Below are 14,399 nucleotides of genomic sequence, written 5' to 3' on the forward strand. Positions count from 1 at the left end.
CCGGCGCGCCGCCGCATGGCGCAGCGACACCGTGCGCGGCCCGCGCTGCGGGCGCCGGCACGGCCGGCAAGAACGACGCACTGCCTCGCTGCTGCATACGACGCATCCTCCCGGATCCGACCACACGCCATGGATATCGCGGCTTCGCAACGGCGCCGAGCGCCCTGTTCCGATCCGCCCCGCGCCGGCACCCGGATCGGGGACCGCACGCTTCTGTTACTTTCAATAATAGTTATTGATCATAAGTATTATCGCAAGCTGCATTGCAGCATTCGGTGGCCGCGCCCTCTTGCCTTCTCGCTGCGCGCCGGCGCCCGGCTCAGCGCGCGCTGCGTTGCAGCAGCGCGCAGACCATGGCCGCCAGCAACAGCGGCGCCGCGCAGACCAAGTACAGCGTCGACGGCGACCAACCGCGATCGACCAGCAGGCCCACCGTCAGCGGCGACAGGATCGCGCCGAGCCGGCCGATGCCGATCGCCCAACCCAGCCCGGTGCTGCGCACCTGCGGCGCGAACACCGCCGGCGCGGTGGCGTACAGACCGGCCATCGCCGCGAACAGCGCCGCGCCGATCACGAACGCCACCGGGAAGGCGATACCGAGCCGGGTGTTGAAGCCGGCGAACAGCACCATGCCCAATCCGGCCAGCAACAGGCTGACGCTGGTCAGGCGCGACAGCGGCAGGCGCGACGCCAACCAGCCGAACAGGCTGCCGCCGACGATGCCGCCCAGGTTCAGCAGCACCCCGCCGGTGATGCCCTGCTGCGCCGAAACGCCAGCGGCCACCAGCAATTTCGGCGTCCAGCTCAGCACGAAATAGAACGCGAACATGTGCAGGAAGAACGCCAGCGCGATCAGCAGCGCCGGCCGCCGCAGCGGGCCGACGAACAGCGCCGCGTAGCCCTGCTTGTCGCCGCTGTCGCGCACCGCCACCGGCGGCAGTGCGGCCAGCGGCGCCATCCGCATCCGCGCCAGCAGCGCATTGAGCCGGGCCAGCGCGCCGGGCGGACGCCGCGTCACCAGGAAGTCCAGCGATTCCGGCAGCCAGCGCAGCACCAGCGGCACGCACAGCAGCGAGGCCGCCGCGCCGAGCAGGAACACCGCATGCCAGCTCCAGCGCTCGAGCACGAATGCGGCGATCAGCCCGCCCAGGGTGGCGCCGATCGGATAGCCGGTCGCCTGCAGCGCCACCGCGGTGCTGCGCCACTTGGCGTCGGCGTACTCGGCGGTGATCACGCCGACGCTGGCCAGCATGCCGCCGATGCCGACGCCGGTGAACACGCGCAGCAGCCCGAGCTGCCACGGCCCCTGCGCCAGCACCGACAGGCCCATGCCGGCGGTCAGGATGCCCAGGCACCACAGGATCACCGCGCGCCGGCCGATGCGGTCGGCCAGCGGCGCCAGGAACAGCGACCCCACCGCCATCCCGACCAGGCCGGCGCTGAGCAGCAGCCCCAGCGCCTTGCCCGACAGCTGCCAGTCGCCGGAGATGTGCGGCGCGGTGAATGCCATCACCATCACGTCGAAGCCGTCGAGCATGTTGAGCAGCACGCAGATCGCGATGGCGACCCACTGGAAGCCGCTCATGCGTTCGAGCACGACGGAGGAAGGCGCGGCGGCGGCATGGCTCATGGCGGGATTTCTGGGTGGCGGCGCCGGCTCAGCGCGCGGCGCTGGCGGCCTGGTGGATCGTGTCGAGCACCTCGCGCAGGCGGCCGACCTCGACCTGCCCCGGCGCGGACGCCTTGCCGAGCATGCCGAAGGTCAGCGCCTGGCCGAAGGTCTCGCCGGACAGGCGCGAGACCACGCCGGTGCCGCCCATCGCCATGGTCAGCAGCGGACGGTCGCTGCTGCGGCGCAGCTGCCAGGTCGCGTCGAGCAGCTTGAGCACGTCGCCGGCGTCGCGCGGCATCACCGCGATCTTCAGCACGTCGGCGCCCAGCGCCTGCTGGCGCTGCAGGCGCGCGACGATCTCGGCGGTGTCGGGCGTGCGCTGGAAGTCGTGGCTGGACATGACCACGGACACGCCGGCCGCGTGCGCCTGCGCGACCAGCGCCTGCACCACCGCCGCATCGCGGAACATCTCCACGTCCAGCAGGTCGGCGAAGCGCGCCTGCAGCAGCGTCGCATAGAGCTTGCCGTAGTCGGCGTCGGCGATCGGCCTGGCGCCGCCCTCGGCCTTGGTGCGGAAGGTCAGCAGCAGCGGCTTGCCGTGCAGGGCCCTGGCCACCTGCGGTCCCAGCCGCGCCAGCGCCTTGCCGTCGAGCGCGTTGTCCAGGTAATCGATGCGCCACTCGGCGATATCGGTATCGGCGTTGGCGGCGATGCGCGCGGCCTGCGCCAGCGCCTCCTCGGCCGTGGTGGCGGTGATCGGCACGATGGTCTTGGGCGCGCCCTCGCCGATGCCCACACCGCGCACCTCCAGCACCTTGGTCGCCGGCAACGGCGTTGCCGCCGCAGCGGACTGCGCCGACACCGGCAGTGCGGCCAGCAGCAGCGCTCCGGCCAGGGCGGCAACGAAAACGCGCGACAGCGACATGGTCATCGGAACACCTCGTGGAAACGACGGAGCGCGCAGCGCGGCGCGCCGGGAAGCGCCGGCACGCATCAGAACGTGACCTTGGCCTGCAGGCCGACCACCCAGGCGTTGTCGGTCTGGCGGTAGGAGAAGGTGCCGGGATTGACCACGTACTGCACATCCGGGCGCAGCATCAGCCACGGCGTGATCTGGGCGCTGTAGGACAGCTCGTACAGTTCCTCCGCCCCGCTCAACGCGTACAGCGGCGAATCCGCCGGCACCCCGGCGTCCACCAGCGCCACGCGGCGCGCATCCACCAGCGTGCGGTTGATGTCGCCGCCGACATAGCCCAGCGCTACGCGGTCCTGGCTGCGCGCGCCGATGCCCTGGTAGATGCCGCCCAGCGCGTACCAGCGGCGGATCTGCGCGGTGGCGCGGTCGGACTGCATGTATTCGCCGAACACGCTGAAGCCGCGCGCCGGATCGGCCGCCTCGCTGTACAGCTTCTGCTCGGCCAGCAGGTAGGCGCCATGGCGGCCGGTGGTGTCGCTGCTGTCCAGGCCCTTGCGCGCCACGCGCGAGGAATCGTAATAGCCGCCGAGCTTGTACACGCCGGCATGGCGCGTGCCCTTGCCCGGGGTCCAGGTCAGCTCGACCGGAAACAGCGTGCCGGTGGTGCCGCCGACGAACGGGCGGAACGCGTTGTGCACGTTGTCGCCGGCCAGGTTCGGATTGACCTGGAAGCCGCCCACGCGCAGGTTCAGCGCCGGGCTCATTTGCTGCGCCACTTCGCCGCCCCAGCGTGCGACCGGATAGTTGTACCAGCCGCTGTTGCCGGACATCGCCAGCGGATGCGCGCAGAACGCGGCATTGACGAAACTGGTGCCGGCGCCGAGCAGGCCGAACTGGTTGCCCATCGCGTAGTAGCCGAGCTTGAAGTAGGTGCCGCTGGCGAACTTCTGGTCGTAGCTGAATTCGGACAGGCGCGTGTACTGGCCGCCATAGGCCTCCTGCACCGGGAAGCGGTTGCCGATCAGGTCCACCGACGTGCTGCGGCCGCGGCGGTCGTTGAGGGTGAAGCGGAAGGTGCCGCCCTCCCAGCCGGCCAGCTTGCCCATGTCCAGGTCCAGCCCCAGCCGCACCTGCTGCGCATAGCGCGCGCCAGTGCGGCCGTAGCCGCCGTCGGTCACGCCCAGCGCTTCGCCGACGTAGTCGCCGCGGACGCTGACCCCGTTCGCGGCCCAGGCGCTGCGCGTGCCGCCCCAATCGCCGGTGAGGGTGTTGCCGGCGTAGGCGTTGGCTGCGGACTGCGCGGCGGCCGCGGCGGGCAGCGCCAGCAGCACGGCGACGAGCAGCAGGCGGGATGGAGGCGGCGATGCGGACATGCGGACACTCTTGCTGGGCGGAAGCAGGGTCATGGCGCTCAACGCGGCAACGCCAGCGGCGCGCTCAGCGGCGAGGTCGCGCCGTCGGCGCTGGTGACGGTGGCGGTGAGATTGGCCAGCTCGGCGCTGTCCGGCGGCAGGCGATAGCGGAAGCGTGCATGGCCGTCGCCATCCACCACCGCGTCGAGCCGGCCGAGGTAGCGCTCGGCCTCGTCGCTGCCGGCGTCGCGGTTGCCGAACAGCTCCACCGTGTAGCGGCTGCGCGGGGTGCCGGCGAACTCGCCCTGCAGTTCGCGTTGGCCGTTGCCGCTCACTGCCAGCAGCCGCGGCGGCGCCTGGCCATGGTTGGGCGCCGGCTGGCAGTCCGCGCTCTCGCCCGCGGCGCAGATCCTGGCGCGCTTGGACGCGTCGGTGTCCACGCCGATCCCGCGCGAGCCGACGAAGCTGGCGTGTTCCAGGCCGGGCACGCCGAACACGATCGCGCCGCGCGGCTGCCCCGGCACGCAGGCGCCGCCGGCCTGGCAGCGCTCGATCTTCAGGCCGTTGCCGGACAGCAGGTTGGCGGTGAAGCGGTTGGCCTCGCTGCGCGGCTGCGGGCGGACCGCGATGCCGATGCCGTTGCCGCTGAGGGTGTTGCCGTCGACGACGTTGCCGCGGCCGCTGATGCTGACCCCGATCGAATTGCCGGTGAAGGTATTGGCAGCGATGGTGTTGCGGTTGCCCCAGTTGATCTGCAACCCGTCGGAGTAGTTCTCGAAGCGGTTGCGCAGCACGCTGTTGTCGTTGCCCCACAGGATCTCGATGCCCTGCGACGGCTCCGGATTGGCGTCGGTGGAACGGAACAGGTTGTCGGCCACCAGATTCCATGCGGCGCCGCGGGTCAGCTCCAGCCCGTCGCCGTTGTCGAGGAACTCGTTGCGCACGATGCGGTTGTGCACGGTGCTGGTGGCGGTGGACTGGCCGCTGCCGTCGTCGCCGGTCAGCATCACCCCGGCGCCGCCCTTGTTGGCGACGATGCGGTTGTCGTGGAGTTCGTTGCCGCTGGCGCGATTGATCAGCACGCCGATGCAGAAGTTGCGGATCTCCAGGCCGCTCAATTCCACGCCCTGGGTGTCGCGCAGCACCAGCCCGGGCAGCGTGGTGGTGCGCACGTTGGCGCCGAACTGGCCCTTCTCCGCGCCGGGGCACGCCTCGGTGCCCTTGCCGCGCACATAGGCCGAACCGTCGATGGCGATGTACTGCCCGTCCACGTCGCGCGCGGTGCCGACGATCTGCACCGGCCCCCTGATCTCCGGCAGCGGCGACGCCGGCCGGATCACGTACGGCGGCCGGCCCACCGCGGCGATCTCGATGCGATGGCGGCCCGGCGCCAGGTTGGCGGTGGCGATCGCCCAGCGCAGCGAGCCGGGCGCGGTGTCGTCGGCATAGCGGTCCACCGTGAGCACGCTCAGTGCCGCAGGCAGCGGCTCGGCCTGGTAGGCGGACACGCACGGCGGCACCACCGCTGCGGCCAGCAGCGCACACCCGGACAAGCTACGACGCATGGGACACATCTCCGCACAAGGACGTTGATCGGCGCCGCCACGCGGCGCGCACTCCCGGCGGTCATCCCCTGCACCCGACCTCGGCACGCAAGTGCCGCCCTCGCCGCGTCAGGGATGGAACGCTGGAACAGGAGGCAACGCTAGTTTTATCGCACTGCACCATTCAAGTGCGAATATCGATGTAATGTGCGTTTATCGAACAAAGCCCGGATTTGCTTCGATGGTCGGCCGCTGGCGCCTGGCGTCCGGGCGCTGCTCCGCCATGCCTTGTTCCGGCCAGAGCGGGCCTGCGTCGCGGCAGGCGCGGCGTGGCCAGGCGCTATCATCGACGACCGCGCCGCAGCCCGGCGCATGTCCCCCGCCGCTTCCGCCGGAGAATGCCGTGAACCCGATCCGCCCGTTTCTGGACAAGACGCCGCAGCTCGGCGCACGCGTCTACGTGGACCCGGCCTGCACCCTCATCGGCGACGTGGTGCTGGACGAGGACGTGTCGGTCTGGCCGGGCACGGTGATCCGCGGCGACGTCAACCACGTGCGCATCGGCGCGCGCAGCAACATCCAGGACGGCACCATCATCCACGTCAGCCACCACAGCCCGTTCAACACCGCCGGCTATCCGACCCTGATCGGGACCGACGTGACCGTGGGCCACGGCTGCATCATCCACGCCTGCACCATCGAGGACCTGTGCCTGATCGGCATGGGCGCGTGCATCCTCGACGGCGCCACGGTGAAGAAATACGGCTTCGTCGGCGCCGGCGCGGTGGTCGGGCCGGGCAAGACCGTCGGCGAGCGCGAACTGTGGCTGGGCAATCCGGCGCGGCTGGCGCGCACGCTCAGCGACAAGGAGGTCGAGAGCCTGCACTACTCCGCGCAGCACTACGTGCGCCTGAAAGACCGTTACCTGGACGCGGCCGCGCAGGCGCCGCAGTAAGCGCAGACGTCGCGCGTGGCGTCGTAGCTACTCTGCCGCCAACGCCAGCAAGGCGCGGCCGATCGGGCGCGGCGCCTCGCTGCGCAACACCACGCTGGTGGTCACCGCGCCGAACCGCGCCAACGCATCGATGATCGGCTCCAGCTGCGCCGGCGCGGGCACCAGCACCCGCAGCACGAAGCAGTCCTCGCCGGTGACCCGATGCACTTCCAGCACCTGCGGCATCTGCGCGAACTGCTCCAGGCACGCGCCGATCTGCGCATGCGTGGTACGCAGGCGGACGATGGCCGCGGTCGCCAGGCCCACCACCCGCGGATCGACCCGGGCCGCGTAACCGGTGATCACGCCCTGCTCCTCGAGCCGGCGCACGCGCTCGGACATCGCCGGCTGCGACAGGCCGATGCGCCGGCCCAGTTCCGCCAACGCGATGCGCCCGTCGCACTGCAACGCCTCCAGAATCGCGTGATCCAGGGCATCGCCCTGCCAGGGTTTCGCTGCCACGCCGCTCGTCCTCTCTTCGTGCACCTTGGATTCATCGGCAAAACGCCGCGTACGGCGATGAATCGCCATGGCGCGGCGACGCACGCATCGCCACACTGGCCGCTCTCTGGAACGGAGCGTAGCGCATGCAAGCGGTGGTGATCGTGCCGGGCATCGGCGACTCGGGACCGGGGCACTGGCAGACGCATTGGCAACGGCGCAACGCGCACATGCGGCGGCTGCAGCCCAGTTCATTCGCGCAACCGCAGCTGCGCGATTGGCTGCACGCGCTCGACCGTTGCGTGCAGGACTGCGCCACGCCGCCGCTGCTGGTCGCGCACAGCCTGGGCTGCCTGCTGGTCGCGCACTGGGCGGCGCGCGCGCAACGGTTGCCGCGCGGCGCCTTGCTGGTCGCGGTCCCCGATCCGGACAGCGCGGCGTTTCCGCATGCGCAGGCCGCCAGCTTCGTCCCGGTGCCGACGGCGCCGCTGCCGTTCCGCAGCCTGATCGTGGCCAGCAGCGACGATCCGTATGCGACACCGCCCTACAGCCGCCGCCGCGCACGCGACTGGGGCAGCGGACTGGTCGAACTCGACGGCCTGGGACATCTCAATGCGGCCAGCGGCCTGGGCGAGTGGCCAGCCGGCGCGCAGCTGCTGGCCACCTTCGACGCCGGCATCGGCCACGCGCCCGCAGCGCGCGCCTGATCGGCGCGGACGACTGGCGCGGCGTGGCGCTTTGCGCGACACTGCGCGCCTCTGGCGTGGGGACGCCACCGAATGGATTCGCGATGACCAAGACACTTCCGCTGCGCGGCCTGCTGGCCGCTTTCCTGCTTGCGCTGGGCGCCAGCGCCGGATCGGCCATGGCCGAAGAAGCGCACGGCGAGGACGGCATGACCGCCGAGCAGTTCGTCGCCGCGCTGCATTTCCAGGATGGGCACATCGAGGTGCCGCAGGCCAAGGTGCATTTCGACCTGAACCACGATTTCCGCTACCTGGGCAAGGACGATGCGCGGCAGGTGCTGGAAACGTACTGGGGCAACCCGCCGGACGACACCGTGCTGGGCCTGATCGTGCCGCGCCAGCCTGCGCTGGACGAGAAGGGCAGCTGGGCGGTGGTGGTCACCTATGCCGACGACGGCTACGTGTCCGACGAGGACGCCAGCAAGATCGACTACCAGGACATGCTCGCGGACATGCAGAAGGAAACCCGCGAGGAGAACACGCAGCGCAAGGAAGCCGGCTACGAGAGCGTGGACCTGGTGGGCTGGGCGGTGCCGCCGCGCTACGACGCCGCGACCAAGAAACTGTACTGGGCCCGCGAACTGGCGTTCCAGGGCAACGAAGGCCACACCCTCAACTACGACATCCGCGTGCTCGGCCGCCACGGCTACCTGAGCCTCAACGCGATCGCCGGCATGGACGAACTGCCGCAGGTCCGTGCAGGCATGCAGCAACTGCTGCCGATGGCCGAGTTCGACAGCGGCGCGCGCTACGCCGACCACAACCCGTCCACCGACAAGATCGCCAGCTACGGCCTGGCCACGCTGATCGGCGGCGGCCTGGCGGCCAAGGCCGGCCTGTTCGCCAAGCTCGGCCTGATCCTGGCCAAGGCGTGGAAGCTGGTGGCGCTGGGGCTGATGGCGCTGGTCGGCGGGATCGGCAAGCTGTTCTCCGGGCGCAAGCGCGACGGCGGCACGGTGCGTTGAGCGGCCTGCGCGGCACGCTTGCCGCGCCGCCGTCGTCGTCGCGTGAGGACTTTCCGGCGCCGACCACGGCGCCCGGCTGGGCAATTGGCGCCGCGCCGGCTAAAGTCGCGGTTCGGAGCAGGACGCAGTCGAGATCACGCATGCCGCCACAGGCAGCCGGCCGGACGGAAGGACGGCCTCCCTACATCGCAGGCACGCATGCGCGCCACGCCGCACTCCGGCAGTGAGCGGCATGCTCGATACCTACCGTGAAGTGATCACGCCCGAAGGCGTGCCGTTGCATCTGCCGGCCGCCGGCGCGGTGCCGCGCGCGCTGGCCTGGCTGATCGACCTGGCGGTGCGTTTCGGCGTGCTGACCCTGATGGGCCTGCTGCTCGGTGCGCTCGGCGGCTTCGGCCAGGGCCTGTACCTGGTGGCGATGTTCCTGGTGTTCTGGGCCTATCCGATCGTGCTCGAAGGCTGGTTCGGACAGACCCTGGGCAAGAAGGCGCTGGGCCTGCGCGTGGTCTCGCGCGACGGCGCGCCGGCCGGATGGATGGCGGCGATCACCCGCAACCTGCTGCGCACCGTGGACATGCTGCCGTTCGGCTACGCCGTCGGCCTGATCGCCTGTCTGTTCGATGTGCATGCGCGGCGCCTGGGCGACATGGTCGCCGGCACTCTGGTGATCCACCAGCCGCCGCGCCACGAGACCGGACTGCCGCCGATCGCCAGCGCCGCGCCGCCGCCGCTGGTGTTGCTGCCGGCCGAGCAGGCGGCGTTGATCGCCTTCGCCGAGCGCGCGCCGCGGCTGGCGCCGGCGCGGCAGCTGGAACTGGCCACGCTGGCGCTGCCGTTGACGCACACGCCCGGCCAGGCCGGCGTGCTGCGGCTGTATGCGATGGCCAACTGGCTGCTGGGGCGACGATGAGGCAGGAGCAGTTCATCGCCCGCCACCAGCACGAGTGGGAGGCCTTCGAGAGCTGGCTGCACACGCGCGGACGCAAGCGCCCCGCGAACGCGGACGCGAGCGCGCCCGACAGCGCCGCGGACCCATGGCGCCTGGCCGACGAAGACATGCCGGCCCGCTACCGGCGCCTCTGCCAGCAGCTGGCGCTTGCCCGCAAGCGCGGCTACAGCCCGCTGGTCACCGCGCGCCTGCAGCAGTTGATGCAGCAGGGCCACACCGAGCTGTACCGGCCGCCGCGGCCGCGCTGGCGGCGCGCGGCCGAGTTCCTGTTCGCCGATTTCCCGCAGCTGGTGCGCAGCCAGGCCGGCTGCATGGCCGCGGCCACCGCGCTGTTCGTGGTGCCGCTGGTCACCATCTTCGTGCTGCTGCAGTACCGGCCGGAACTGATCCATGGCTTGATGGATCCCATGCAGATCGCGCAGATGGAGGCGATGTACGACCCGGCCACCGCCGTGCACAAGCTCGGCCGCGACAGCGGCGACGACTGGCAGATGTTCGGCACCTACATCATGAACAACATCAGCATCGGCCTGCGCACCTTCGCCAGCGGCCTGCTGGCCGGGCTCGGCACGGTGCTGGTGCTGCTGTTCAACGGCGTCACCATCGGCGCGGTGGCCGGGCATCTGCACCAGATCGGGTACGGCGTGACGTTCTGGCGCTTCGTCGCCGGGCATGCGCCGTTCGAGCTGACCGCGATCGTGATCGCCGGCGGCGCGGGCCTGCAGCTGGGCCTGAAGCTGCTGGCGCCGGGCCGGCGCCGGCGCATCGACGCGCTGGTCGAAGGCGGCACCATCGGCGCCAAGCTGTGCCTGGGCGTGGCGTTCATGCTGCTGGTCGCCGCCTTCATCGAGGCGTTCTGGTCCTCGATCGGCTCGCTGCCGGCGGCGGTGAAGTACGGCGTGTCCGGCCTGCTGTGGACGCTGGTACTGCTGTGGCTGTGGCGCGGCGGACGCGGCGTGGCGGAGGCCGGCGATGCGGATTGAACGCCTGGACGTGGTGCTGCGCGCGCGCTCGGCCTGGGAGGCGATGGAGCTGGGCAGCGCGCTGGTGCGCCGTCATGCCGGCGCGATCTGGAAACCGTGGCTGCTGTTCACCCTGCCGCTGTTCGCGCTGCTCAATCTCGGTGCCTGGGCGATCGACCAACTCTGGCTCGCCGGATTGCTGCTGTGGTGGCTGAAACCGGTACTGGACCGGATCCCGCTGTTCGTGATCTCGCGCGGGGTGTTCGGCGACGTGCCGCGCGTGCGCGACACCTTGCGCGCGCAACTGCGTTGGGGCTGGGGCCCGATGTTCGGCTACCTGACCTGGCGCCGGCTGAGCCCGGCGCGCACCGTGTTCATGCCGCTGGAGCTGCTCGAAGGCGCCAGCGCCGAGCAGCAGCGGCAGCGCCGCCGCACGCTGGGCGGCGCGGTGTACGGACACGCGCTGCTGCTGGCCAGCGTGTGCTGGCACTTCGAGCTGATGCTGTGCCTGGCCTGCATCGCCGCGATCCTGATGTTCGTGCCGGTGGACCTGCTGCCGGAAACGGTGCGCGCGGCGTGGGCGCTGGTCGGCGAGGAGAACCCGGCCTGGGCCGACATCGGCCTCAATGCCTTCGGCTGGCTGGGGATGACGCTGATCGAACCGTTCTTCGTCGGCGCCGGCTTCGGCCTGTACCTCAACCGCCGCACCGAGATCGAAGCCTGGGACGTGGAAATGGCGCTGCGCCGGCTGCGCGATCGGCTGGGCGGCGCCGCGCCGCTGCTGCTGGCGCTGGTCCTGCTCGGCGCACCCGGCGCCGCGCTGCGCGCGCAAAGCGCAGCGCCGGGCAGCGAAGGCCCGGTCGCGACCGACCCGCACGCGCTGCCCCCCGCTCCGGCGACCGCCCCGTCGCAAGCCGACGCCGATGCCGATGCCGCCAGCGATCCGTACGACATCAAAGATCCGGAGAAGGACAACGACACCGACACCGACACCGACGATGACGCGGCCGAGCCGGCCGCGCTCGACGACATCTTCAACACCGTTCCCGCCGCCGACGCGCGCTTCGATCGCGCGGCAGACCGTGCCTATGAAGATCCACTGCTGTCGGGCAAGCGCAGCATCGGCTACTGGAAGAAGCGCGACCGCAGCGACGACGACGAGAAGAAGGCCGATCCCGCCAAGCTCGATCCGCGCTTCGGCAAGGGCTTGCTGGCGAGCGTGGCGGCCGTGTTCGCGTTCGTCGGCGAATGGGGCATGTGGTTGCTGGCCGGCATGCTGGTGCTGGTGCTGCTGCTGACCGCCAAGCACTGGCTGCCGTGGATGCGCGGCAGCGTGCGCAAGCGTGCCCCGGTCGAGACGCCGGTGGCGCATGCGCCGGTGCTGACCGCCGAGCCGCTGCCGGACGACGTCGCCACCCTCGCGCGCCGCCTGTGGCGCGAGGGCAGGCAGCGCGACGCGCTGGCGCTGCTGTACCGCGCCAGCGTGGCGACCGTGTGCGAACGGGCCAACCTGGTGCTGCCGCCGGGCGCCACCGAGGCGCAATGCCTGCGCGCCTCCAGGCGCCTGCCCGACGAAGCCGACCGCAGCCTGTTCGCGCGCATGGTGCGCACCTGGCAATACGCCGCCTACGCCGGGCGCCTGCCCGACGACGACGCCTTCGCCGGCTTGCTCGACGCGCTGCAGCAGCAGTACCGGTGGCGCGCATGAACAGCGGCACCCGCAATGCGCTGATCTTCCTGCTCGGGCTGCTGGTGACCAGCGTGCTGGCGGCCTGGTTCCTGGGCCGCTACGAACGCGCCGAACGCGAGCTGGCGTTGCCGCCGCGCGGCGAGGCCGCGTACAACCCGCTGTATGCGTTGCGCCAGACCCTGCGCGCCGACGGCGCGCGCGCCGAATCGCGGCAGCGCCTGGACCTGGCGGCGATGCGCCTGCAGCCGCACGACAGCGTGCTGCTGTTCGGCGACCCGCGCGCGCTGAGCAAGCCCGACAGCGATGCGCTGCTGGCCTGGGTCGAGCGCGGCGGCCACCTGATCCTGCGCACGCCGGCGGCCGACGAGGACGACGACCCGGCCAAGCTGCCGATCTTCGATGCGCTCGATGTCGCGCTGGAGAAAGGCAAGCCGGCCCACTGCCTGAAACTGGCCATTCCCGGGCAACCCGAACACAGCGAGTTCTGCAACGGCCGCCGTTTCCAGGTCGACTACGACGCGGCGAGCAACCTGTGGGGCAGCGACGAGGACTACGCCTACGCGCGCCTGCCGTACGGCGACGGCTACGTGGACCTGCTGGCGGAAATGGATTTCCTGCAGAACGGCAGCAACGGCGGCAGCCGCCTGGGCGACGACGCGCTCGAGGCGCCGCCCGCCCCGCCCAGCGGCGGCCTGCGCGACGTGCCGCATCGCCTGCTGGCGCGGCAGATCCTGGCGCCCAACTACGGCCACGGCACCATCTACCTGATCTACTCCGCCGAACTGCCGTCGCTGTGGCGCACGCTGTTCACCCGCGGCTGGCCGGCCTGGCTGCCGGCGCTGCTGATGCTGCTGGCCTGGCTCTGGTCGCGCATGCAGCGCTTCGGCCCGCTGCGCGCCTCGCCGGCCGGCGACCGCCGCTCGCTGCTGGAACACGTGCGCGCCAGCGGCGAGCACCTGTTCCGTTACGGCAAGTCCGCGCTGCTGTACGCGGCGATGCGCCAGGCATTCCTGACCCGGCTGCGACGCCGCGCGCCGCTCGCCGCGGCGCTGCAGGGTCCCGCCCAGGCCGCGGCCATCGCCGAACGCCTGAACCTGTCGCCGGCGCAGGTCGAACAGGCGCTGCAGGCGCCAGCGCCCAAGCAACACGCCGCCTTCCGCGATCGCATTCGCCTCCTCGTCCAGATGAGAAACCAGTTATGACCACCGCCCCCGCCGAATCCGTCGCCCCCCTCACCGGCCCCGCCCTGATCGAACGCGTCGAGGCGATCCGCGAAGCGGTCGGCCAGGCCTTCATCGGCCAGCCGGAGGTGCTCGAGCAGATCCTGATCGCGCTGCTGGCCGGCGGCCACGTGCTGATCGAAGGCGTGCCCGGGCTGGGCAAGACCCTGCTGGTGCGCGCGCTGGCGCAGGCGCTGGAACTGAACTACGCGCGCGTGCAGTTCACCCCCGACCTGATGCCCAGCGACGTCAGCGGCCATGCCGTGTACGACCCCAAGACCGAGAGCTTCAAGATCCGCCGCGGCCCGGTGTTCACCCACCTGCTGCTGGCCGACGAGATCAACCGCGCCCCGGCCAAGACCCAGTCGGCGCTGCTGGAAGTGATGCAGGAAGGCCAGGTCACCATCGAGGGGAAATCGTTCCCGCTGGCGCCGCCGTTCCTGGCCCTGGCCACGCAGAACCCGGTCGAGCAGGAAGGCACCTATCCGCTGCCGGAAGCGCAGCTGGACCGCTTCCTGCTGAAGATCCTGATCGACTATCCGCAGCTCGAAGACGAGAAGCGCATGGTGGAAGCGGTCACCACCGGGCGCAGCGCCGGCGACTTCGACCTGACGCAGGTGCCGCGCGTGCTCGGCGCCGAAGACGTGGTGGCGATGCAGTTGGGCACCGCCGCGATCGTGGTGGACCCGCAGGTGATCGACTACGCGGTGCGCATCGTCGCCGCCACCCGCAGCTGGCCGGGCATCGCGCTCGGCGCCGGCCCGCGCGGCAGCATCGCGCTGATCCGCGCCGCGCGCGCGCAGGCGGTGCTGTCCGGGCGCGACTTCGTCACCCCCGACGACATCCGCGACATCGCCAAGCCGGCGCTGCGCCATCGCATCGCACTGGCCCCGGAACTGCAGATCGAAGGCCAGAGCGCCGACGACGCGCTGGGCGCGCTGCTGGCGAAGGTGGAGGCGCCGCGCAAATGAGCCGGGATTCGGGAGTGGGGATTGGGGATTCGCAAAA

13 protein-coding genes are annotated in these 14,399 nt (G+C 71.1%); 8 read left to right on the plus strand and 5 right to left on the minus strand.

All coding sequences use genetic code 11. The annotated features are described in order from the left end of the window. Positions 1 to 319: 319 nt before the first annotated feature. From H9658_RS14395 to H9658_RS14410, 4 genes are all read right to left on the minus strand, one after another. Positions 320 to 1,630, minus strand: a complete 1,311-nt coding sequence (locus H9658_RS14395) for an MFS transporter (RefSeq protein WP_191825846.1) — start codon at positions 1,628 to 1,630, stop codon at positions 320 to 322. 28 nt (positions 1,631 to 1,658) lie between these two features. Continuing rightward, positions 1,659 to 2,543, minus strand: coding sequence for a type I 3-dehydroquinate dehydratase (gene aroD / locus H9658_RS14400; RefSeq protein WP_225209979.1), 885 nt, complete (start codon positions 2,541 to 2,543; stop codon positions 1,659 to 1,661). 62 nt (positions 2,544 to 2,605) lie between these two features. Further along, entirely contained in the window at positions 2,606 to 3,901 is a 1,296-nt protein-coding gene (locus H9658_RS14405) for a carbohydrate porin (RefSeq protein ID WP_191825847.1), read from the minus strand. A 38-nt stretch (positions 3,902 to 3,939) separates the two neighbouring features. Further along, complete coding sequence (locus H9658_RS14410; RefSeq protein WP_191825848.1) at positions 3,940 to 5,445, minus strand: right-handed parallel beta-helix repeat-containing protein; 1,506 nt, start codon at positions 5,443 to 5,445, stop codon at positions 3,940 to 3,942. Positions 5,446 to 5,827: 382 nt separating this feature from the next. On the opposite strand from H9658_RS14410, the gene H9658_RS14415 reads away from it, so the two are divergent. Continuing rightward, complete coding sequence (locus tag H9658_RS14415; RefSeq protein WP_191825849.1) at positions 5,828 to 6,379, plus strand: gamma carbonic anhydrase family protein; 552 nt, start codon at positions 5,828 to 5,830, stop codon at positions 6,377 to 6,379. 27 nt (positions 6,380 to 6,406) lie between these two features. Here H9658_RS14415 and H9658_RS14420 read toward each other — a convergent pair whose 3' ends face one another. After that, complete coding sequence (locus H9658_RS14420; protein ID WP_179570962.1) at positions 6,407 to 6,880, minus strand: Lrp/AsnC family transcriptional regulator; 474 nt, start codon at positions 6,878 to 6,880, stop codon at positions 6,407 to 6,409. A gap of 125 nt (positions 6,881 to 7,005) precedes the next feature. Here H9658_RS14420 and H9658_RS14425 point away from each other — a divergent pair, with 125 nt between their 5' ends. The 7 genes from H9658_RS14425 (at position 7,006) to H9658_RS14455 (ending at position 14,362) form a co-directional block, all read left to right on the plus strand. Beyond that, entirely contained in the window at positions 7,006 to 7,566 is a 561-nt protein-coding gene (locus tag H9658_RS14425) for an RBBP9/YdeN family alpha/beta hydrolase (RefSeq protein ID WP_191825850.1), read from the plus strand. Between the two features lie 83 nt (positions 7,567 to 7,649). Next, positions 7,650 to 8,570 carry a DUF2167 domain-containing protein gene (locus tag H9658_RS14430; protein ID WP_191825851.1) on the plus strand — a complete coding sequence of 307 codons (921 nt, stop codon included), beginning with the start codon at positions 7,650 to 7,652 and terminating at the stop codon, positions 8,568 to 8,570. Between the two features lie 232 nt (positions 8,571 to 8,802). Next, on the plus strand, positions 8,803 to 9,480 hold the full coding sequence (locus tag H9658_RS14435) for an RDD family protein (RefSeq protein WP_191825852.1): 678 nt from the start codon (positions 8,803 to 8,805) through the stop codon (positions 9,478 to 9,480). Beyond that, entirely contained in the window at positions 9,477 to 10,502 is a 1,026-nt protein-coding gene (locus tag H9658_RS14440; RefSeq protein WP_191825853.1) for a stage II sporulation protein M, read from the plus strand. Before H9658_RS14435 ends, H9658_RS14440 begins: the two co-directional genes overlap by 4 nt. After that, a complete protein-coding gene (locus H9658_RS14445) occupies positions 10,492 to 12,189 on the plus strand; it encodes a DUF4129 domain-containing protein (RefSeq protein ID WP_191825854.1) in 1,698 nt (565 codons plus the stop codon). The genes H9658_RS14440 and H9658_RS14445 overlap by 11 nt, the downstream gene beginning before the upstream one ends. Further along, complete coding sequence (locus tag H9658_RS14450) at positions 12,186 to 13,373, plus strand: DUF4350 domain-containing protein (RefSeq protein ID WP_191825855.1); 1,188 nt, start codon at positions 12,186 to 12,188, stop codon at positions 13,371 to 13,373. Before H9658_RS14445 ends, H9658_RS14450 begins: the two co-directional genes overlap by 4 nt. After that, a complete protein-coding gene (locus H9658_RS14455; RefSeq protein ID WP_191825856.1) occupies positions 13,370 to 14,362 on the plus strand; it encodes an AAA family ATPase in 993 nt (330 codons plus the stop codon). The genes H9658_RS14450 and H9658_RS14455 overlap by 4 nt, the downstream gene beginning before the upstream one ends. The last annotated feature ends 37 nt before the right edge of the window (positions 14,363 to 14,399 follow it).

Origin of the sequence: Xanthomonas bonasiae (genome assembly GCF_014836395.1) — a bacterium.
GTDB classification, from domain to species: domain Bacteria; phylum Pseudomonadota; class Gammaproteobacteria; order Xanthomonadales; family Xanthomonadaceae; genus Xanthomonas_A; species Xanthomonas_A bonasiae.